19 protein-coding genes are annotated in these 20,724 nt (G+C 39.9%); 16 read left to right on the top strand and 3 right to left on the bottom strand.

All coding sequences use genetic code 11. From position 1 onward, the window contains the following. Window positions 1-29 precede the first annotated feature (29 nt). The 3 genes from ACQRBH_RS12830 to ACQRBH_RS12820 all read left to right on the top strand — a co-directional run bounded on the left by ACQRBH_RS12830 (window position 30) and on the right by ACQRBH_RS12820 (window position 2,628). Complete coding sequence (locus tag ACQRBH_RS12830; RefSeq protein WP_427761969.1) at window positions 30-938, top strand: LysR family transcriptional regulator; 909 nt, start codon at window positions 30-32, stop codon at window positions 936-938. Between the two features lie 208 nt (window positions 939-1,146). After that, window positions 1,147-1,671: a C-GCAxxG-C-C family protein gene (locus tag ACQRBH_RS12825; protein WP_235233918.1), complete on the top strand. Its 525-nt coding sequence runs from the start codon at window positions 1,147-1,149 to the stop codon at window positions 1,669-1,671. A 33-nt stretch (window positions 1,672-1,704) separates the two neighbouring features. After that, window positions 1,705-2,628, top strand: coding sequence for a TDT family transporter (locus ACQRBH_RS12820; RefSeq protein WP_427744315.1), 924 nt, complete (start codon window positions 1,705-1,707; stop codon window positions 2,626-2,628). 120 nt (window positions 2,629-2,748) lie between these two features. Here ACQRBH_RS12820 and ACQRBH_RS12815 read toward each other — a convergent pair whose 3' ends face one another. Next, window positions 2,749-3,903, bottom strand: a complete 1,155-nt coding sequence (locus ACQRBH_RS12815) for a double-cubane-cluster-containing anaerobic reductase (protein WP_427743874.1) — start codon at window positions 3,901-3,903, stop codon at window positions 2,749-2,751. 259 nt (window positions 3,904-4,162) lie between these two features. Here ACQRBH_RS12815 and ACQRBH_RS12810 point away from each other — a divergent pair, with 259 nt between their 5' ends. The 7 genes from ACQRBH_RS12810 to ACQRBH_RS12780 all read left to right on the top strand — a co-directional run bounded on the left by ACQRBH_RS12810 (window position 4,163) and on the right by ACQRBH_RS12780 (window position 10,513). Then, the gene (locus tag ACQRBH_RS12810; protein ID WP_235233912.1) at window positions 4,163-4,846 is read left to right on the top strand and encodes a response regulator transcription factor; all 684 of its coding nucleotides are present in this window, start codon (window positions 4,163-4,165) and stop codon (window positions 4,844-4,846) included. Further along, window positions 4,843-6,306 carry a sensor histidine kinase gene (locus ACQRBH_RS12805; protein ID WP_427743873.1) on the top strand — a complete coding sequence of 488 codons (1,464 nt, stop codon included), beginning with the start codon at window positions 4,843-4,845 and terminating at the stop codon, window positions 6,304-6,306. Before ACQRBH_RS12810 ends, ACQRBH_RS12805 begins: the two co-directional genes overlap by 4 nt. Window positions 6,307-6,370: 64 nt before the next feature. Further along, complete coding sequence (hisH, locus tag ACQRBH_RS12800) at window positions 6,371-6,976, top strand: imidazole glycerol phosphate synthase subunit HisH (protein WP_235233908.1); 606 nt, start codon at window positions 6,371-6,373, stop codon at window positions 6,974-6,976. 14 nt (window positions 6,977-6,990) lie between these two features. Then, a complete protein-coding gene (hisF, locus tag ACQRBH_RS12795; protein WP_427743872.1) occupies window positions 6,991-7,752 on the top strand; it encodes an imidazole glycerol phosphate synthase subunit HisF in 762 nt (253 codons plus the stop codon). A 16-nt stretch (window positions 7,753-7,768) separates the two neighbouring features. Then, the gene (locus ACQRBH_RS12790; RefSeq protein WP_235233903.1) at window positions 7,769-8,437 is read left to right on the top strand and encodes a uracil-DNA glycosylase; all 669 of its coding nucleotides are present in this window, start codon (window positions 7,769-7,771) and stop codon (window positions 8,435-8,437) included. 27 nt (window positions 8,438-8,464) lie between these two features. Continuing rightward, window positions 8,465-9,892: a dihydrolipoyl dehydrogenase gene (gene lpdA, locus ACQRBH_RS12785; RefSeq protein WP_427761967.1), complete on the top strand. Its 1,428-nt coding sequence runs from the start codon at window positions 8,465-8,467 to the stop codon at window positions 9,890-9,892. A gap of 87 nt (window positions 9,893-9,979) precedes the next feature. Then, window positions 9,980-10,513: a hypothetical protein gene (locus ACQRBH_RS12780; RefSeq protein ID WP_427743868.1), complete on the top strand. Its 534-nt coding sequence runs from the start codon at window positions 9,980-9,982 to the stop codon at window positions 10,511-10,513. A gap of 189 nt (window positions 10,514-10,702) precedes the next feature. Here the strand turns inward: ACQRBH_RS12780 and ACQRBH_RS12775 are convergent, their stop codons facing one another. Beyond that, entirely contained in the window at window positions 10,703-12,004 is a 1,302-nt protein-coding gene (locus ACQRBH_RS12775) for an IS4 family transposase (protein ID WP_427761966.1), read from the bottom strand. A 443-nt stretch (window positions 12,005-12,447) separates the two neighbouring features. Between ACQRBH_RS12775 and ACQRBH_RS12770 the strand changes: the two genes are divergently transcribed. The 5 genes from ACQRBH_RS12770 to hflX all read left to right on the top strand — a co-directional run bounded on the left by ACQRBH_RS12770 (window position 12,448) and on the right by hflX (window position 18,869). Then, the gene (locus ACQRBH_RS12770; protein WP_427761965.1) at window positions 12,448-14,703 is read left to right on the top strand and encodes a heavy metal translocating P-type ATPase; all 2,256 of its coding nucleotides are present in this window, start codon (window positions 12,448-12,450) and stop codon (window positions 14,701-14,703) included. Window positions 14,704-14,824: 121 nt separating this feature from the next. After that, window positions 14,825-15,184, top strand: coding sequence for an ArsR/SmtB family transcription factor (locus ACQRBH_RS12765; protein ID WP_235233896.1), 360 nt, complete (start codon window positions 14,825-14,827; stop codon window positions 15,182-15,184). Between the two features lie 30 nt (window positions 15,185-15,214). Next, the gene (locus ACQRBH_RS12760; protein WP_427743865.1) at window positions 15,215-17,077 is read left to right on the top strand and encodes a heavy metal translocating P-type ATPase; all 1,863 of its coding nucleotides are present in this window, start codon (window positions 15,215-15,217) and stop codon (window positions 17,075-17,077) included. An 8-nt stretch (window positions 17,078-17,085) separates the two neighbouring features. Continuing rightward, complete coding sequence (locus ACQRBH_RS12755) at window positions 17,086-17,610, top strand: tetratricopeptide repeat protein (RefSeq protein ID WP_427743863.1); 525 nt, start codon at window positions 17,086-17,088, stop codon at window positions 17,608-17,610. Between the two features lie 11 nt (window positions 17,611-17,621). Continuing rightward, window positions 17,622-18,869, top strand: coding sequence for a GTPase HflX (gene hflX, locus ACQRBH_RS12750; protein ID WP_235233890.1), 1,248 nt, complete (start codon window positions 17,622-17,624; stop codon window positions 18,867-18,869). On the opposite strand, the gene ACQRBH_RS12745 is transcribed toward hflX, so the two are convergent. Continuing rightward, on the bottom strand, window positions 18,861-19,703 hold the full coding sequence (locus tag ACQRBH_RS12745) for an AraC family transcriptional regulator (protein WP_427743861.1): 843 nt from the start codon (window positions 19,701-19,703) through the stop codon (window positions 18,861-18,863). The two genes, hflX and ACQRBH_RS12745, sit on opposite strands and share 9 nt — an antisense overlap. Window positions 19,704-19,852: 149 nt before the next feature. On the opposite strand from ACQRBH_RS12745, the gene dapF reads away from it, so the two are divergent. After that, on the top strand, window positions 19,853-20,710 hold the full coding sequence (gene dapF, locus ACQRBH_RS12740; RefSeq protein ID WP_235233888.1) for a diaminopimelate epimerase: 858 nt from the start codon (window positions 19,853-19,855) through the stop codon (window positions 20,708-20,710). Window positions 20,711-20,724 lie beyond the last annotated feature (14 nt).

The raw sequence follows: 20,724 nt of genomic DNA, 5'->3' as shown, positions 1-20,724 counted from the left end.
TTACAGCATTTTTGAATGGAGGCAGTAGGATGAATATTAGAGATTTGAATGTGTTTTTTGCAGTTGTAGAGACAAAACATCTGACAAAAGCGTCGAAACTTCTTTATATGACGCCTCAAGGTATCAGTAAAGTGATTAAAAACCTGGAGAATGAATGTGACTGTGAACTTTTCATACGCACCAGCAGTGGAATGGAACTGTCTGAATGTGGAAAATGTTTTTTTGAATATGCTCAAAAAGCAAAATCTGACTATCATAATATGAGAAATGAAATGTTACGCATTAAGCAGAAAGAGCATGGAGTAGTAGATCTGCTTTCTGCATTTGGTATTTTGCGTCTTGTAACACCGGAGTGTCTTTTGGATTTTAAGCGAAGGTATCCAGAGATTGATTTTTATCATAGAGAATGCCCGGACAAACAGGTGGAACGATGGTTTTTGTCTGGAGAAGGCAATGTTGCTTTTTCTCTGGCACCTTGTGATGAGAAATTATATGATGTATCTGAATTGGCATCATTTCCTGTAAAGCTTTTGGTTAACAAAAAACATCCTTTAAGTAAAAAAAGTTCTGTGTTAATTCAGGATCTGGAAGGAGAGCCTCTATATATAGAAAGCAGAGAATTTAAAATCCACGACATGATTGTTGATAAATGTCGGGAGGCGGGCTTTGAACCCAATATTATGTTTGAGACGAGTGGCTTTAGTCTATGTCATAAGATGGTTAGGGAGAATAAAGGGATATCTGTTACGGTAGATTTTGTCTCTGATGATATGGGGCATGAGGATATGGCTTTAATTCCATTTTCAGATGGTATCTATGAATGGAAGATTTGTATGCTTACACGGAAGAATGAGGTGATAGGTAATGGTGTGGATATTTTTCAGCGTCATGTAAAAGAGTGGTTAGACAAGATCCAGATTGGAAGTATCACAAGATAGTTGAAAGCAAGTAACAAAAAGTTGATGAAGCTTCAAAAGTTTTACCTTTTATACAAAAAAAGACAAAACTTTCGAACCTTTTTTTTGGAAAATCTCTATATATAGAAAGATACAATATACTCATAAAAAACACCGATGATTAGCTTGAAAAAAGGTGTGTTACAATAATAACAAATGAAAAGTGTTACAAATTAAGGAGGACATTGTGATGAATATTGGAGTAACAGAAATCAGCCCAAGAGCGGTACAGCAGGTGGCAGAGAAAAAATTTAAAGAAGGTTATTATTGTTGTGAGGCGTTAATCAGCGCAATTCGTGATGAATTTAAACTGGATGTTCCAGAGGAAGTAATCGCTATGGCATCTGGTATGGCAGTTGGTGCAGGAAAGTCAGGATGTGTCTGTGGTGCATTTAATGGAGGTATTCTGGCGCTTGGAATGTTCTTTGGACGTACTGAGCAGGATGGCCCTACTAATCCGAAGAGTGTAAAATGTATGGAACTTACCAAGGAACTTCATGACTGGTTCAAGGTAGCAAATCAGAAGAATGCGATCTGCTGTAGGGTCCTTACAAAAGAGTTCGATAAAGGACGTGGAGAACACAAGGAACAGTGCATTTTCTTTACAGGTCTTTGTACATGGAAAGTTGCTCAGATTGTCTGTCGTGAGTTGGGTATTAAGAATCTGGACGAGATTGATGAGCCGGCACCAAGACGTACGATTGCTGAGATTTAAATATAACGTTAAGCCAGAAAGGAATAGAGTGACATGAATATAATTAAAAAAGTTCCAGTGCCTCTTTGCGGTGTAATGCTTGGATTTGCAGCACTTGGAAATCTGCTTCAGAGTTATGGAGAGGGTATTCGCTTAGTATGTGGAATTGTAGCTGCATTTTTATTGATTTTGGTACTTTTAAAACTGATCATGTTTCCAAAGATGATCAAAGAAGATATGCAGAATCCAATCATGGCAAGTGTATCTGGAACATTTCCGATGGCATTAATGCTTCTTAGTACATATGTGAAACCATTCATAGGGCCGGCAGCAATGTATATCTGGTTCTTTGCGATCGGTCTGCATATTGTGCTGATTGTATATTTTACAGTGAAGTTTATCCTAAAACTTCAACTGCCAAAAGTTTTTGCTAGTTATTATATTGTATATGTTGGAATCGCAGTTGCAGCTGTTACGGCACCGGCGTTTGAACAGACAGGAATCGGTGCGGCAGCATTCTGGTTTGGTTTTGTGACATTGATTATCTTGCTGGTACTTGTTACGGTTCGATATGTAAAGTGTCCGCAGATCCCTGAACCAGCTCAGCCATTGCTCTGTATCTACGCAGCACCTACAAGTCTTTGTATTGCAGGATACGTACAATCCGTGACTCCAAAATCAAGAGGATTTCTTCTTGCAATGCTTGCAGTTGCAACCGTGCTTTACATCTTTTCAATTGTAAAAGCAATTGGATATTTGAAATTAAAATTTTATCCGAGTTATGCAGCATTTACTTTCCCATTTGTTATCAGTGCAATTGCAACGAAGCAGACAATGGCTTGTCTTGCCAATATGGGACAACCAATGCCAGTATTAAAATATGTAGTACTCATTGAGACTGTGATTGCAGTAGTATTTGTGGTTTACACATTTATCAGATTTATGGGATTCCTTTTTATAAATCAGCCTGCTAAATAGAATGGATAGATGTACATAATAAAAATCAGGGAGAAATTTACAAAAAATTTCCCCCTGATTTTTTGATATGTATTTATCATTACATAATTTAAATTAAAAAGCCAGATAAGCTTAAGTAAATTACTGTAATAATTCAATAAATGCACCGAGTCGTGTATTAATCTGAGCCTGATCGGCTGGCGAATAATCAGTATTGATTGCAATATAAGGAATATGCTTTTCTTTGGTAACGAATGTTTTTACAGCATCTGATTCAATGGCAAATGTATGACAGGCCTGTAATAAGACTTCTACGACACCGTCCACCTGATACTCATCAATCTGTACATCCAGTGCTTCTAAACGTCCTGGGTTTGGACTCATTACAGAGCAGTTAACGCGAAGGTATTTTTCGGCAATTGCAGTAATTGGATCCTTTGTTTCATCGATCGGGTCTTTCTTCTCGCGAGGACCACAACAGTTCTCAAATCCAACAACGTCTGCGCCAAGTTCTTCAATTCGCTTGATAATCTTGTCCATAACGCCGGTGGTAGGGCAACCTGTAATGAGAATACGAGGTCTGGATGGTTTTCCTTTATATTCGCGCTCATAAAGGTCTTTTAATTCTGCAGTACGTTTTTCAAGAAAAGCAATCTTATCTTCCAGATTTGGAGAGAATTCATTGGAAGCAATCACTGTGGCAATTTCATAGCCCGTAATCGGAGATGGCTTCAGTCTGGCAACCTCAAAGAAATCAAGAACAGCTTTTCGTTCCCGGTTGCGAAGCTTGATAGCATCTCGTATCTTATCGTCGGTAATGGTTATATTGTAGAATTGTTCCAAATCTTCTTTTACACTAATGACTTCCTGTTTCCAGAATTCAAGAGCGCCGCGGCCAGTCTTTCCCGGTGGAAGCTGCATAATATGGCAGTGTTTTAATTCACCCATCAATTCATACATTTTTTTCTTACCGTCGCAAGTTGTCTCAGCAAGAACCATATCTGAGAAATAGAAGAAAGGACAACGATCGGTAACAGCTGCTCCATAACTGGCCTTGATCAGCGGGCACAAGTTTTTGGGAAGACGAACCTCAGCAGCAGGAATATTGTCATCTCCTATACCACATAACACAACTGCAACTGCATCAGCAGCCAGAATCAGTTCCCATGGAGTATAAGTACAAAAAACTCCAACAATACGATGCCCCTGTTCCTTCAATTCCTTCATTGTTAGAAAAGCTTTTTTGCGTGCTTCGGGATAAGTTTCAAAATTTTCGGGCAATGCAAATTCAGGCATGTCAGAATACCTCCTTTATGAATAGAAAATAATTATTAATTTATATTATAGAAGTGTTAAAGAAAAATGAAAAATAGAAATGAATAATATATATATAGAAGAAATCTATTAAAAAATGTCAAATGGGTACAGGGTGTTTTTTAAATGGGGACGTAGTAAAATTGCATTTTACTACGTCCCCATTTAAAAAATTCACAAAAGCGTCATAAATCCATGCTATGATATAAAATATGAATAATAATTTGTTTGGGGTGATTTCATGGAGAAGATTAAGATATTAGTAGTGGACGATGAAAGTAGAATGCGTAAGCTGGTGAAGGATTTCCTGGAGCGGGAAGGATATGTTGTTCTGGAAGCTGGCGATGGTATGGAAGCGATGGAAATTTTTTATGAGGAGAAAGATATTGCACTGGTGATTCTGGATGTTATGATGCCGAGAATGGATGGCTGGCAGACTTGTAGGGAGATTCGGCAGTCTTCTCAGGTACCGATTATCATGTTGACTGCGAGAGCGGAGGAAAGTGATGAACTTCAGGGATTTAATCTGGGAGTGGATGAATATATTTCCAAACCATTTAGTCCGAAGATTCTGGTCGCACGTGTTGAGGCTGTCTTAAGAAGGTCCAATGCTATTGCGGCCGGTGAGACGATAGATGCCGGCGGAATTGTCATTGATAAAGCAGCACATCAGGTAAAGATAGATGGCGGGGAAATAGATCTGAGCTTCAAGGAATTTGAATTACTGACATATTTTGTGGAGAATCAGGGGATTGCGTTGTCTCGAGAGAAGATATTGAATAATGTGTGGAATTATGATTATTTTGGAGATGCAAGGACTATTGATACTCATGTGAAGAAATTGAGAAGTAAGTTAGGAGAAAAGGGAAATTATATTAAGACAATCTGGGGAATGGGATATAAATTCGAGGTTGATGAGGCATGAAACATTCTATTAAGCGACAGATGATTACGGTGTTTTTGGGGCTTTTGACTTTTCTTGTGTTGGCGCTTCTGGTAATTAATGTAAAGTTTCTGGAGCCGTATTATATTCGTAATAAAGAGACACAGTTTATTAATATGTATGAGAAGCTAAATGAAGCAAGAGAAAATGGAACTTTGGATAATGAAGAGGTCTCGAGTAATCTGGTGCATCTTGCAGAAAAAAACAATATTTCTTTTTTGGTGGAAGATGAACGAGGAGCTGTTTACACCAATGTGCATGATAAGAATCTGTTGAAAAACCAGCTGGTTGGATATTTCCTGAATCAGGCACAGAAAGAAAGCAAGATATTGGAGAGTACGGACGAATATCAGATCAATCAATCCTGGGATCCATGGAATCAGAATTATTATATTGAGATGTGGGGAACTTTCGATGATGGAAGCCAGTTCCTGCTTCGGAGTCCGCTGGAGAGTATCCGGGAAAGTGCAACAATCTCTAATCGTTTTCTGATATATATTGCCAGCTTTCTGATCGTAATATCAATTGTATTTATCTGGTATTTTTCAAAAAGACTTACCAATCCAATCCTTGAGTTGGCTGTGTTGTCTGATAAAATGGCCAACCTTGATTTTGATGCAAAATATACCAGTGGTGGAAGTAATGAGATTGGCGAGTTGGGTGCAAATTTCAATCGCATGTCTGAGAAACTGGAAAGCACGATATCGGAGTTGAAAAAGGCAAATAATGAACTACAGAAGGATATTGAGCAGAAAGATAAGTTAGAACAGATGCGTAATGAATTCCTGGGCAATGTGTCTCATGAACTGAAGACTCCGATTGCTTTGATCCAGGGATATGCCGAAGGTCTGAAGGAAGGCGTCAGTGATGACCCTGAAAGCCGTGAGTTCTATTGTGATGTTATTATGGATGAGGCGGCAAAAATGAATCAGATGGTGAAGAATCTTCTGACATTGAATCAGTTAGAGTTTGGGGATGAAGAGATCGAATTTACACGTTTCAATCTGACGGAGCTCATCAGAGGTGTTTTGCATAGTATGGAGATTCTTGCACAACAGGAAGATATTACCGTTATCTTTCGCCAGTCGGAGCCTGTCTGTGTATGGGGAGATGAATTTAAGATTGAACAGGTGCTTCGTAATTATATCAGTAATGCATTTCATCATGTAAAAGATGAAAAGATAGTAGAAGTGAAGATTACGCTTAAACAGCAGAAAGCGAGAGTGACAGTATTCAATACAGGCAATCCAATTCCAGAAAAGGATATTATGCACATCTGGGATAAGTTTTATAAAGTAGACAAAGCACATACCAGAGAATATGGCGGTAATGGAATTGGTCTGTCAATCGTAAAAGCAATTATGGAATCTTTCCATCAGAAATATGGTGTCAAGAATTATGACAATGGTGTTGAATTCTGGTTCGAACTTGATGTACAATAAGCCCATAGCAATGAGCGCAGAAGCAATCGGAGCAAGACAGGATGAGGAAAGGCGGGTTTGAACATTGATAGCAATTATAGATTACGATGCGGGAAATATTAAAAGTGTGGAAAAAGCCATGCAGTTACTGGGGCAGGACGTAACCATCACCAGGGACAGAGAGACAATATTGCAGGCAGATAAGGTTATACTTCCTGGAGTTGGTGCATTTGGAGATGCCATGGGTAAGATTCGTCAGTATGGTCTGGAGGAAGTCATTGGCGAAGTTGTAGACCAGAAGACTCCATTTTTGGGAATCTGCCTGGGACTGCAGTTATTATTTGAAAGAAGTGATGAGACGCCGGGAGTGGAAGGCCTGGGAATTTTAAAAGGTGAGATCTTACGAATTCCGGACAAAGAAGGACTTAAGATTCCGCATATGGGATGGAATTCACTGAAGTTCCAGAATCAAGGAAGGTTATTTGCTAATCTGCCAGAAGAACCATACGTTTATTTTGTACACTCTTATTATCTGAGAGCAGCAGATGAGGGGATTGTAACAGCAACAACAGAGTATAGTACACATATTCATGCTTCTGTTGAGAAAGACAATGTGTTTGCTTGTCAATTCCATCCGGAAAAGAGCAGTGATGTGGGAATTCAGATACTTAAGAATTTTGTGGAAATATAGGCGGAGGTTAAAGGATGCATACAAAGAGAATTATTCCATGTCTGGATGTAAATAATGGACGAGTAGTAAAAGGTGTCAACTTCGTTGATTTAAGAGATGCCGGTGATCCAGTGGAGATTGGTAAGGCATATGATAAAGCTGGTGCTGATGAACTGGTGTTTTTGGATATCACAGCATCTTCAGATGCCAGAGAAACTGTGGTAGATATGGTTCGGAAGGTAGCAGAGACCGTATTCATTCCGTTTACCGTGGGCGGCGGTATTCGGACTGTAGACGATTTTAAGGCGTTGCTTCGGGAAGGAGCGGATAAGATTTCTATTAATTCTTCTGCTATTAATACGCCAAGATTGATTTCAGATGCGGCAGATAAGTTTGGCAGTCAGTGTGTAGTTGTAGCTATTGATGCCAAAAAAAGAGCTGATGGAAGCGGTTGGAACATATATAAGAATGGCGGACGCATTGATGTGGGAATCGATGCGCTGGAATGGGCTGCAAGAGTTGAAAAGTTAGGAGCCGGAGAGATACTTCTGACGAGTATGGATTGTGATGGAACGAAAGCGGGATACGATCTGGAACTTACAAGAGCTATTGCAGAAGAGGTATCCATTCCTGTGATTGCATCCGGGGGTGCCGGGACGCTGGAACATTTTTATGATGCATTGACGGACGGAAAAGCAGATGCTGCATTGGCTGCATCATTGTTTCATTATAAAGAACTGGAGATTAAAGAAGTAAAAGAATATCTGAAAGGACGAGGTGTGTCCGTACGTCTGTAGCAGAGAGGTGAATGTTATGGCTGCGATTAATAATGATTGGCTGGAGGCTCTTCAGGGAGAGTTTAAAAAGCCTTATTATAGAAAATTATTTGAAACGGTAAATCAGGAGTATAAGACGAGAAAAATCTTTCCGCCGGCAGATGATATCTTTAATGCGTTTCATCTGACACCATTACATAAGGTAAAAGTTGTGATTCTGGGACAAGATCCATATCACAATGATGGGCAGGCGCATGGACTTTGCTTTTCTGTAAAGAAAGGTGTAGATATACCTCCATCTCTGGTTAATATCTATCAGGAATTGCATGATGATCTTGGATGTACGATTCCAAATCATGGATGTTTGACGAAATGGGCCGAACAAGGTGTTTTGATGTTAAATACAGTCCTTACCGTGCGTGCACATCAGGCCAATTCCCATCGCGGGATTGGTTGGGAGGAATTTACAGATGCGGCAATTATGGCGTTAAATAATCAGGATCGACCGATTGTGTTTATTCTATGGGGAGCACCCGCTCAGAAAAAAGAGAAGATGCTGACGAATCCAAATCATTTAATCCTGAAAGCGCCTCATCCAAGTCCGTTATCTGCATACAGAGGTTTTTTTGGCAGCAAACCTTTTAGCCAGACGAACTCATTTCTTGAAGAACATGGAATCGAACCGATTGACTGGCAGATTGAATAGAAGGGTAGAGATACCAGGAGGGATACGATGGGAAAACAATATGATCTTGTAATTATTGGAGCAGGTCCGGGAGGATATGTAGCTGCAAAGAAAGCGGCAAAACTGGGGATGTCGGTTGTTATCATAGATAAGGGAGAGATTGGCGGTACTTGTATTAACCGTGGATGTATTCCTACAAAGGCTTTGATTCATGCGGCGACACTGTATCGTGAGATGACAGAGTGTGAGAAATTCGGACTTACTGCAGAGAAAGTTGGATTTGATCTGCAGAAGATATATGAATATAAGGAATTATCATCAGCCAGAATGCGAGAAGAATTGCAGAAAGAATTTGATGCACTTGGTATTGAATCCGTAAAGGGAACTGCTGTTATTCAAAGTGATCGCAGAGTGCGGGTAACAACATCTGACCAGAGAACAGAATATTATATTGGAAAAAATATTTTGATTGCAACGGGTGCGAAAGCACGGATGATAGACATTCCAGGAATGGATCTGCCTGGAGTTATGACAAGTGAAGAATTATTGACATCAGAAGAAAGCAGCTATGGCAGATTGTTGATTCTTGGCGGTGGAGTTATAGGAATTGAATTGGCAACAGTATTCAATGCACTTGGCGGTAAGGTGACGATTGTTGAGGTGTCTGACCGCCTTCTTCCGAATATGGATCAGGAATTTTCAGATGCATTAGAAGAGATTCTTACGAATCGTGGAATACATATCTGTAAGAAAAGTATATTGGAAAAGATTACGAAGGATGACAGGGGACTGGAATGCCATTATGTATGTCAGGGAGAGAATCAAAAGACTTGTGTGGATGCGGTGCTGGTTTCTGTGGGAAGAGTTGCTAACACAACAGGATTATTTGATTCAGATGTTCCGATAAAATTAGAAAATGGCAGAATCGTTGTAGATGATTTCTATATGACGAACCTCCCGGGAATTTATGCGATTGGAGATGTGATTGGTGGAATTCAACTGGCACATGTTGCCTCTGCACAAGCGACATATGTAGTAGAACGCATGAATAATGTGGAGCCTTCTGTGATTGTGGAGATGGTTCCGAGCTGTCTGTTCACGTCTATTTCCATAGTTCCAAGTTGTCTGTATACAGATCCAGAGATTGCTTCTGTGGGAATTACGGAAGAGGAGGCAAGAAAGAAGGGAATACCGCTTCGCTGTGGAAAATACGTCATGAATGTCAATGGACAGTCCATTATTTCAAAAGAAGAGCAGGGATTCATTAAGGTATTATTTGCAGCCGATAGTGATGTGCTTCTGGGAGCGCAGCTTATGTGTCAGCGTGCGACAGATATGATTGGAGAGCTGGCAACGGCAATTGCGAATGGATTAACATCTGCACAGTTAATGTATGCAATGCGTGCGCATCCGACATTTAATGAGGCAATTTCCTGTGCGGTAGAAAATAGCAGAGAAAATCAGTCAAGATGGTAGAAATTCCTAGAATATCTTGATTTTATATTAGATAAAAGAGTATAATAAAAGAGGTAGTGAGAACAAAAACGAAATGGAGGGCTTCATATGGAATTAAAACAAACGAAGACAATTTTGGATGTTCGCAGAGGTTACCTGATGACAGTTCTTGGGGTGAGCGTTGTCGCAATTATTGTAGCGGGGGTTATATCTAATTCATTTGTGCACAGCATTCCGATATTTACAATCTGTATATTTGCAGTTTTTATTATCATGCTGTCTTTGATCTACGATGTTTATATTAATTCAACCTATCGTATTTTCCTGGTTGATGATGATGTGTACATCTATTATCCAACTTATAGTTCAAGAGCCGGTAATGAATTCATTTTCTATAAAGTGCTCGAAGTAGACAATGCTACGGTAAAAGGAAGTTCTATTGTATTTAACGGGACGGTTTCAGTCGTAACTGATGCTATCGAGAGAAAAGGAATGAAAGAAGTTGCTGATCCAAAAGCATTATTTGCGGAAGTGTTTTCAGAAGATACATACTCTATTCAAAAGAGATTCCGTATATCCAGAATCTTTGATGGAGAGAATGAATTGATGGCAAAGCTTGCAAAGAAGAAAAAAGTAAAATAATGGGGAAATAAAAACAGAAGCGGGAATATACCTCAATGTCATTAAGATAGCATTGGAACAATCCCATAGTTCCGAAGAACTGATATAAAAAGGTATCATTCTTCGGAACTTCTCTTTTTTACAGAAAGTTAGGCATGGGAAAAACTCCTTCGTTATAAAGGAGTAAAAATAGATTGATTTTTAGAAGAATCATGCTAATCTATAATTGAACGAAACCACACATGCACTAACAGTATCTCTTGGTCGGGAGCGGTTGGGCCTTATGGGTAATAAGAACTTTACTATGGTGGTTTCGACATCAATTGGTGGTCCGTTTTCTGTTTGCTTGAAAAACGCAATACAGATTCGGACTGCCCTTGAAAAATTAATCTGGTGCTGATGTTTTCGCTCCTTTTCGGGAATTTTTGTTCCCAGAGTGATCAGCATAATAAAATTATACATAATAATTCTTGAATAAATTTCCTGACAAATAGAATTCTCTTGCTTTGAATGGAAAGCTTCCATACCTAAAATATATTTTGCTTCTCTAAACCCTACTTCTATATTCCAGCGCAATTGGTAAAGTTTTTTTAATTCCTCAGCTGAAAATTCATCTTCTGAAAGACTCGTAGCAATCAGTTCATAACTACCGTTTTCCAATTGAAACCGTACAAATCGGATGGTTAGTTCATAATCATTCGATTTACTATCTTTTATATAATCAAATCGAGCGGTTTTACTGAAATATTTGTATTTAATACGATTCACTATGCATGGGCCAGTTGAATGTCTCGTTATTACTACATCTCGCGTCAGATCAAACGGACCATCTGATGGGAAGTCAAATCCAGCTGCCATAGTTCTGATTGCTCCCAGATCTCTGATTCTAATTACATAATCAAAAAGTCTTTCCTCTATATGGGCAAACAGATTATAATTCTCGTATCCCCGGTCAGCCATGATAATGACCGGATATTTTTCAGAAATTCTGTCAACCATAATGCACGCTGCATCTGTTTCGTTCCTTTCTTTTCCATGTTGAATGACGCTGTCCATAAAAACTTTACCACATACGTCATACAGGCTGTTTAGATACAAGGTGGAATGATGATTCTCTCCGATTACGTTTTCTTCATTTGGGTTATATGGCAAAGAGAGTTCGCTGCCATCTATTGCAGCAATTCGATAACCCTTAAACAAAACCGGATCAGATTCTGTTCGATTATAAAATAATTTAAAGAGCTTCTCCATGGCTTGAAAGGACAACTTCTTTCGCTGTTGAACAAAAGAAGATACGGAAGGAAAGCCGTCTTGAAATTGAAAATATTCAAGTATTTCCGTTCCTAACGACTGGCTTCCGAAAGAAAGAATAAAATGAATTAGTTTGTCTAATGGCCATTTTCGTGTTCTGGAAAAAGCTTTTGGAACTAAAGAAAATTCGTTATGGTGAGATACAATTTCTGAAATACACTCATTTAAACATTTTTTCAGATCATCTGCAGTTAGATTCATTTGCGTTACCTCCTTTAATCAAGGGGCTTCGCCGCAAATTTTACTGTGTTTGTCAAGTGTTTTTTGATTTTTGAACATAAAAAAGCAGAATATGCATTTCTACGTATTCCACTCTTTTCACTCTGAGATGATTATCCTTATCTTAATGACATTGGAATATACCTGCTTCTGTTTTTTTACTCTATAGGAAACTTCGCTTCCATAGAGTAAAAATCCTCCGGGAGGATGCGCACTCCGGCGAAAGCTGAAGATGTCGCAGGCGACCGCCGGAGGCGCAAGAGTTTCGCTCGCAGAACTCTTTGTTCTAGCAATGAAATTCGCAAAGTTAATCTCGTTTCTGCATAAATATATTGACAAAAGTATCAGAATGTGATTATATTTAAATATGAACATATGAATAATTGTTCATATGAAAAGATTTAACCAGCCAGGAGGATATAGATATGAAGAATCAGGAGAGAAGAAAGGAAACGGTATGTGAATGCGGTTGCGGACATGAGCAGCATCATGAAGAAGAATGTAGTTGTGGACATGAGCACCACCATCATGAGATAGAAGAGCAAAGGATACCGTCAATGCCGGAAGGGGTAGAAAAAAGAGTTTATATTTTAGAGAATCTTGGATGTGCCAATTGTGCAGCTAAGATGGAACGACAGATTCGTGAGCTTCCAGGTGTTGAGATGGCAACGATTACATTTGCAACAAAACAATTGATTGTGGCAGCAGACAATCAGGAAAAGTTGTTGCCAGAATTCAGGAGAATCTGTGCTTCAATAGAAGAAGCAGTAACCGTAACACCAAGAGAAGAACGAAGTGTGAATAAGAAGAAAGAGAATCCTTTGGAAGAGAATAAGAAGGATATTCTGGCTATTACCGTGGGTGCAGTTTTGTTCATTGCAGGTCAAATTGCAAGTCATATGTTTCCAGGTTCATGGATTGTGAGTATTGTATTTGTGGCTGCATATGTGATTCTTGGACTGGAAATTGTCTGGACAGCAGTTAGGAATCTGGCAAAAGGACACGTGTTTGATGAGAATTTCCTGATGAGTGTGGCAACACTGGCGGCATTTGCAATCGGAGATTTTGCGGAAGCTGTAGGAGTTATGTTGTTCTATCGTGTGGGAGAAGTGTTCGAAGAGATTGCAGTAAGCCGTAGTCGGTCTCAGATAATGGAGGCGGTAGATCTTAGGCCTGAAGTTGTGAATCTGGTCAAGGGAGACGAAGTGAAGAGTATTCCGGCACAGGATGCAAAAGTTGGAGATATTATTCTGATTCGTCCGGGGGATCGTATTCCTTTGGATGGAAAAGTTATTGAAGGACGTAGTCAGATCGATACTTCACCAGTTACTGGAGAACCGGTACCTGTCAGTGTATTTCCTGGGAAAGAGATATATTCTGGATGTGTCAATGATCTGGGCGTGTTGAAGCTGGAAGTTCAAAAGCCGTTAGGTGAATCTATGGTGACACGTATTCTGGATTCGGTAGAAAATGCTGCGGCAAGCAAGCCAAAGATTGATCGCTTTATTACAAGGTTCGCCCGAATCTATACGCCAGTTGTTGTTTTTGCAGCAATATTGACGGCTGTGATTCCTTCCTTGATTACTGGTAACTGGAATTACTGGATCTATACGGCAATTACATTCCTGGTCATCAGTTGCCCGTGTGCATTGGTACTGAGTGTGCCGCTGGCCTTTTTCTCGGGTATTGGGGCTGGATCCAGACAGGGAATCTTATTTAAAGGCGGAATTGCGATTGAAGCGCTGAAAGATATAAAAGCTGTAGTCATGGATAAGACGGGAACCATTACCAAGGGAAATTTTGTGGTTCAGCGAGTAGAGTCATTGGGAAGATTAACGGAAAAGCAGATATTGACGATGGCAGCCGATTGTGAGCTGAATTCTACACATCCAATTGGAACCAGTATAGTGGCAGCAGCGAAAGAAAAAGGACTGGGGCTTGTCAGACCATTGGAAGCAGAGGAGATATCAGGGAAGGGAATCCGTGCAGTATTCCCGGAAGGAACAGTGCTTTGCGGTAATCGCGGATTGTTGGAATTATATGGTATAGATACCAATGATTATGAAGCAGGAATATATGGAACGGAAGTGTTGCTCGCCGTAGACGGCAAATTGGCAGGCTATCTGGTCGTTGCCGATGTGATTAAAGAGGAAGCGACTGATGCTGTGAGTCGGATGAAGTCTCAGAATTTGGTGACAGCAATGTTGACAGGAGATGCGAAAGATAATGCGATAGCTGTGGCCAAGAAGACAGGAATTGATGAAGTGCATGCTCAGCTCCTGCCTCAAGAGAAGCTGGAACATTTACAGAAGATTCGTGAACAATATGGTTCTGTTATGTTTGTAGGTGACGGGATTAATGATGCTCCGGTTCTTGCGGGGGCAGATGTAGGAGCAGCTATGGGAAATGGCGCAGATGCAGCAATTGAAGCAGCAGATGTCGTTTTCATGACTTCATCAATGAATGCAATTCCTGAAGCAGTAAAAATTGCCAGACAAACTGGTAAAATTGCAATGCAGAATGTCGTTTTTGCTTTGATTATTAAGTTCCTGATTATGATATTAGGAATTATGGGATATGCGAACATGTGGATGGCTGTGTTTGCGGATACGGGAGTTGCCATGTTGTGCGTGATGAATTCGATTCGTGTGCTGTATACTCAAAAAGAACGAATCAAATAGATATACAATAGTTACAAAATTATTAATTTTAATTTCATTTTATGCCAAATGGTTGAATTTGAAGAGGCCATTTGGCATAATTAATTGATAAGGTTTCTGATTTTTTGAAAGGAAGGAATGTATGAAGAGAACGGAAGCTGAGTGTTGCGAAGTTACATGTGTTCATACGGATACAGTTTACATGGTGAAGAACAAGATGCCGGAAGAAGATCTGTTAAAAGAACTGGCAGATTTTTATAAGGTATTTGCTGATTCGACAAGAATTAAGATTTTGTGTGTGTTATTGGAGGCTGAGATGTGTGTCTGTGATCTTGCCGAGGTGTTAGGCATGACGCAGTCAGCTATATCCCATCAGCTTCGAATATTGAAACAGATGAAGTTAGTGAAGAACCGCAGAGAAGGAAAGACCGTATATTATTCGCTGGCAGATGATCATATCCAGACAATTATCAGTCAAGGAATGGAACATATTATGGAGTAGTTTTCATATAGTGATTAAAGGGAATATCATATGACGGAGAAGTTGAAAAAAAGATGTATCATTTATAGTGTAGGGGTGTTGGTGTATGTGAGTGCGATTGAAGCTACCATACATCTGACGTTAACTGACAGAGTAAAATTTATATGGTTTCTTATTGCGTATCTGATTATAGGGTTTGATGCTTTTAAGAAACTGGAACAAAATCTGCTGCAGAAAAAGTTCCTGTCAGAATATACGTTAATAATCTTGGCCACAATTGGAGCTTTGGGAATTGGAAGGTATGTAGAAGGTGTACTTGTAATTCTTTTGTTTGAATTGGGAATGATTTTTGAGGCTTTTTCAAGAGACAGAGCGAAAAAAAATATTGAAGAGTTGATCAATATCCGTCCAGAATATGCAACAAGAAAGGTTCATGGAAGAGAATTCAAGGTAGATCCGTCCGCATTGAAGCCGGGACATATTATTGTGATTAAGCCGGGAGAGCGTATTCCGGTAGATGCTGTGATAACATCAGGCACTACGAGTATTGATACGAAGGCAATTACGGGAGAAGCAATTCCTCAATCTGCATGGCCGGGGGATAAGATTTATAGCGGATGTATTAATCTGAATGGTGTGATTGAAGCAAAAGTTTTGGAATTATATGTGGATTCTACCGTATCCAGAATCATGGAGATGGTGGAGGATGCGCAGAATAAAAAGGCAGAGAGTGAGACTTTCATCACCAGATTCTCCAGAATCTACACACCGCTTATGTTGTTGGGAGCTTTTGCGGTCATGATATATCCGTCACTGACATTTTCTTATGGAAATTGGGATACCTGGATTTACCGCGGATTGATTTTCCTGGTGATTGCCTGTCCCTGTGGATTGGTATTGTCAGTACCAATTGCATTTCTTGGAGGAATCGTAACGGCTGCACGCCATGGAATTGTAATGAAAGGCGGTAATTTCCTGGAAGATCTGGCAAAGGCTGATACATTTATTTTTGATAAGACAGGGACCCTGACGGAAGGTGTCTTTCATGTGAAGGAAGTCAAGGCAATTGGAATGCCGAACGAGGAACTCCTTAGGATCGCCGCACATGTTGAGTGCCACTCTAATCATCCGATTGCACAGTCACTGAGGGAAGCCTATGGGAAAGAGATAGCAGAGAATAAAGTATATAGAATGCGAGAGATACCAGGATATGGTGTCAATGCGACATTCGAAGGAGAGCGCGTCTATGTTGGAAATAACAGGCTGATGGAGAAGCAGCAGATACTTTGTGATGATGTCAGTCAGCCGGGAACTGTTATCTATGTAGCTGTCGGAAAGAAATATGCGGGATACATTGTTATTGCGGATACTATAAAAGAAGATGCCGTGGATACACTTCAATATTTGAAGGAAAAATGTAAGGCGGTATTGGTCATGTTGACTGGCGATACGAAGAGCGGAAGTGTACAAGTGGCAAAAGAATTGGAGATGGATTATGCATATGCAGACTTGATGCCGGAAGATAAGCTGGAGCAGGTAGAAGATTTCCTGCGTATTCAGGATGGAACCGAGAGGCTGGTATGTGTAGGTGATGGAATCAATGACGCGCCAGTTCTTGCGAGAGCGGATGTGGGAATTGCCATGGGAGCGTTAGGTTCGGCGGCAGCGATTGAGGCAGCTGATATCGTATTGATGGAAGATGAACTTCCAAGAATTATAGATGCAATTAAGATATCCAGAGAGACATTAAGAGTAGTAAACCAGAATATTACTTTTGCATTGGTTGTTAAGGGATTGATTTTGATTCTTGCCATTATTGGCTATTTTGGTATGTGGGAAGCAATATTGGCAGAAGTTGGAGTAATGTTTGCTGCTATTTTAAATGCTGCGTGGGTAGCAAGATATAACGTATAGGAGGAAGTATGAAGCGTATAAGGGTAGTACTGTCCGTTTTACTTTTGGGAGTGTGTCTCAGCGGATGCGGGAAAAATCCTTCGGAAGAAGGAATAGAATATCTGGAAAATGGGCAGTATGAAGAGGCGATAGAACAATTTGAAGAGGCAATTGAAAAAGAGGTGAATGTGGGGGATGCCTACAGAGGAATCGGGATTGCCAAATGGGAACAAGAGGATTTTGAAGGAGCACGCGATGCTTTTGAAAGTGCACTGGAAAACAATGCGCAGAAGACAGGAACGATTTATAATTTTATTGGAATCTGTGAACTGAAATTAGAAGATCCGGATTCAGCAATTAATTATTTTCGTCTTGGTCTTGGTCAGGAAGATATCAGCGAGGAACTGAAGCAGGAGATGCAGTATAATGTTATTGTTGCATATGAACAGGCAAAGGACTGGGAAAGTGCAAAAGTGAAGCTGAAGGAATATCTGAATGATTATCCTGACGATCAGAATGCGCAGAAAGAACTGGAATTTCTGGAGACACGGTAAGGAAAGAGAAGATGATTGAATTAGATAAAGTAACCGAGCGGGTAATCTTAGTAGGAGTCAGTCTGTCGGATCAGGATGACACGCAGAAATCACTGGATGAATTAAAGGAGCTGGCAGCAACTGCAGGGGCAGAAACTGTTGGAACAGTAATTCAGAACAGAGAGCAGATGCATCCGGGAACGTATATCGGAAAAGGAAAGATTGAAGAGTTAAAAGACCTGTTGTGGGAGTTGGACGCAACAGGTATTATTTGTGATGATGAACTTTCGCCGGCACAGATGAAAAATCTTCAGGATGAGTTGGATACGAAAGTAATGGATCGTACGCTGGTGATTCTGGATATTTTTGCTTCCAGAGCATCTACCAGTGAAGGTAAGATTCAGGTAGAACTGGCACAATTAAAGTATCGTCAATCTAGATTGACTGGTTTCGGAACAGCGATGTCTCGTCTTGGAGGAGGAATTGGCACCAGAGGACCAGGAGAGAAGAAACTGGAGATGGATCGAAGACTGATAAAGAGTAGGATCGCCCAGTTGAACAGAGAATTGAAAGATGTAAAACGTCATAGGGAGGTTACACGAGAACAGAGGAACCGGAATCGAATTCCGGTCGCTGCTATTGTAGGATATACGAATGCAGGAAAGTCTACACTACTGAATTCATTGACAGGAGCAGGTATTCTGGCTGAGGATAAGCTGTTCGCTACTTTGGATCCAACGACCCGTGGATTGAAATTGCCAAGTGGGCAGGAGATTCTTTTGACAGATACCGTCGGTTTTATCCGAAAGCTTCCTCATCATCTGATTGAAGCATTTCGCAGTACACTGGAAGAGGCTAAATATGCAGATCTGATTCTGCATGTGGTTGATATGGCGAATCCGCAGATGGATGAACAGATGTTTATTGTATATGAGACGCTTAAGAATCTGGAGGTTACTGACAAACCAGTTATCACCATATTTAATAAGATGGATAAAGCTGGAAATCAACAGATCATTCGAGATTTTCATGCAGATTATACCGTAAAGATATCTGCAAAGATGAAAGATGGAATTTCAGAACTGCTTCAAACAATCGAGGCAGTTCTGCGTGAACAGAAAGTTGCAATTGAGAATCTGTATTCCTACCAGGAGGCAGGGAAGATTCAGTTGATCCGTAAATACGGTGAGTTACAGCAAGAAGATTACCGGGATGATGGAATATTTGTAAGAGCCTTTGTACCGGTAGAAATCTATGATAAAGTTAGAACTTCAAAGTAAAGTCCCGGTCTCGCGTGGCGATTCATGGAAGAACTTCTTGTAAGCTCTGGAAAATGTAGAATAATCTTTAAAGCCACAATCAAAGCAAGCCTGTGTGCCTGACACACCGGTTAGTATTAATTCTTTTGCAAGCAGGAGCCGTTTTTGGGAAATATAGTGTCCAAGAGTGTAACCGGTTTCCTGCTTGAATAGTCTCATCATATAGTATTTACTGATGTAAAAATGATCTGAAAGGATATCGATGTTCAGATCATGGTTTAGATTTTCGTTAATATATTGCAGGATGTCCAGAATTTTGGTATTACAGTTATCTGTATCAATGAATTCCAGACGATTTTTTCTTGCAGCACGGTTCAGATGTATCATAAACTCCAGAAAGAGGACTTGGCGATAAAGATCGGAAGCGTATCCGTCATCGGAAAAAGATTTTTCTAATCGTGTGATTGACTGGAATAAAGAACTGTTTTTTAAGGAAGGAATTCTTAATACATTGGAATGCTCTTCTTCTGCTTTTTGAAAGCAATAACTTAAATCATAAGAATCTGTTTTGTATGCGTTCATAAAATTTGGTGAGATATAGACAATGATTCGTTCATAGATCTGGGAATTATCTACAACCAGACGATGTATGTCATTATGTCGGACCAGAACAATGTCATAAGGAGACAATTCATAAGATTTTCCTTCAATCGTATAAGTAACATGTCCTTTGATAAAGATGGTAATCTTATCAAAATCATGATAATGGTATTTTACTTCACGAGTTTCTTGATCAGTCAGGTGGAATAGTCTGAATTCACTGTTCAGGTATCCTTTTTTTATATATTGTCCCATGAAAATCACCTCTTTCATTATCATATATGAAGAGAGCATTATTTGCAATATAATAAGCACTAATTACGTTGAAAAGGGAAAAAATGCCTGATATGATGTGCTTAGAACGACTTGGGGAAAACTCCCGTAAAAAAAGATGGAGGTATGTTATGAAAGTTGTATTGGAACGTTATCATGGGTTGGGAAATGATTATGTTGTATTTGATCCAAATAAAAATGAATTGGAATTGACACCGGAAAATGTAAAGATGATTTGTGACCGTAATGCGGGACTGGGCTCTGACGGTGTCCTGGAGGGACCAATCTTAAAAGAAGATGGCATGTATGTAAAGGTATGGAATCCAGACGGAAGTGAATCTGAGACCAGTGGTAATGGTGTTCGTATTTTTGCAAAATATCTGAAAGATGCAAGTTATGTGCAGAAGAAAAACTTCAAACTCTACACAGGCAATGGACCAGTGGAGGTGACTTTCCTGAATGAAGACGGCAGCCGTCTGCGTGTGTCAATGGGAAAATTATCTTTTTGGAGTGATGATATCCCAGTTACAGGGGAGCGTCGAGAAGTAATCAATGAAGATATGGTATTTGGAAGAACATTATATCCAGTCACTTGTGTCTCCATCGGAAATCCACATTGTGTCATTCCAATGCGTGAGATATCTAAGCCGTTGGTTTGCAAGATCGGAGATTACGCTGAGATTGCAAGATATTTTCCAAATCGTGTGAATACGCAGATTATGAAAGTTGTTGATAAAGAACATGTCTCTATTGAAATCTATGAAAGAGGCGCCGGTTATACACTGGCATCAGGAACAGGTGCCTGCGCGGCAGCGGGAGTTGCATATAAGCTGGGCATGACGAACAATAAAGTGATTGTTCATATGCCAGGCGGAGATCTTCAGGTTGAGATCGAAGATGACTGGAATGTCTATATGACTGGAGATGTATTCTATGTAGCAAAGATTACATTAAGTAATGAATTCGCGGAAAAATTAAGAAGTTTATAATATAGAATATATGA

This window comes from Bariatricus sp. SGI.161, assembly GCF_050313695.1.
Classification (GTDB): Bacteria; Bacillota; Clostridia; order Lachnospirales; family Lachnospiraceae; genus JAFBIX01.
This window is presented reverse-complemented; position numbering and strand designations above follow the sequence as displayed.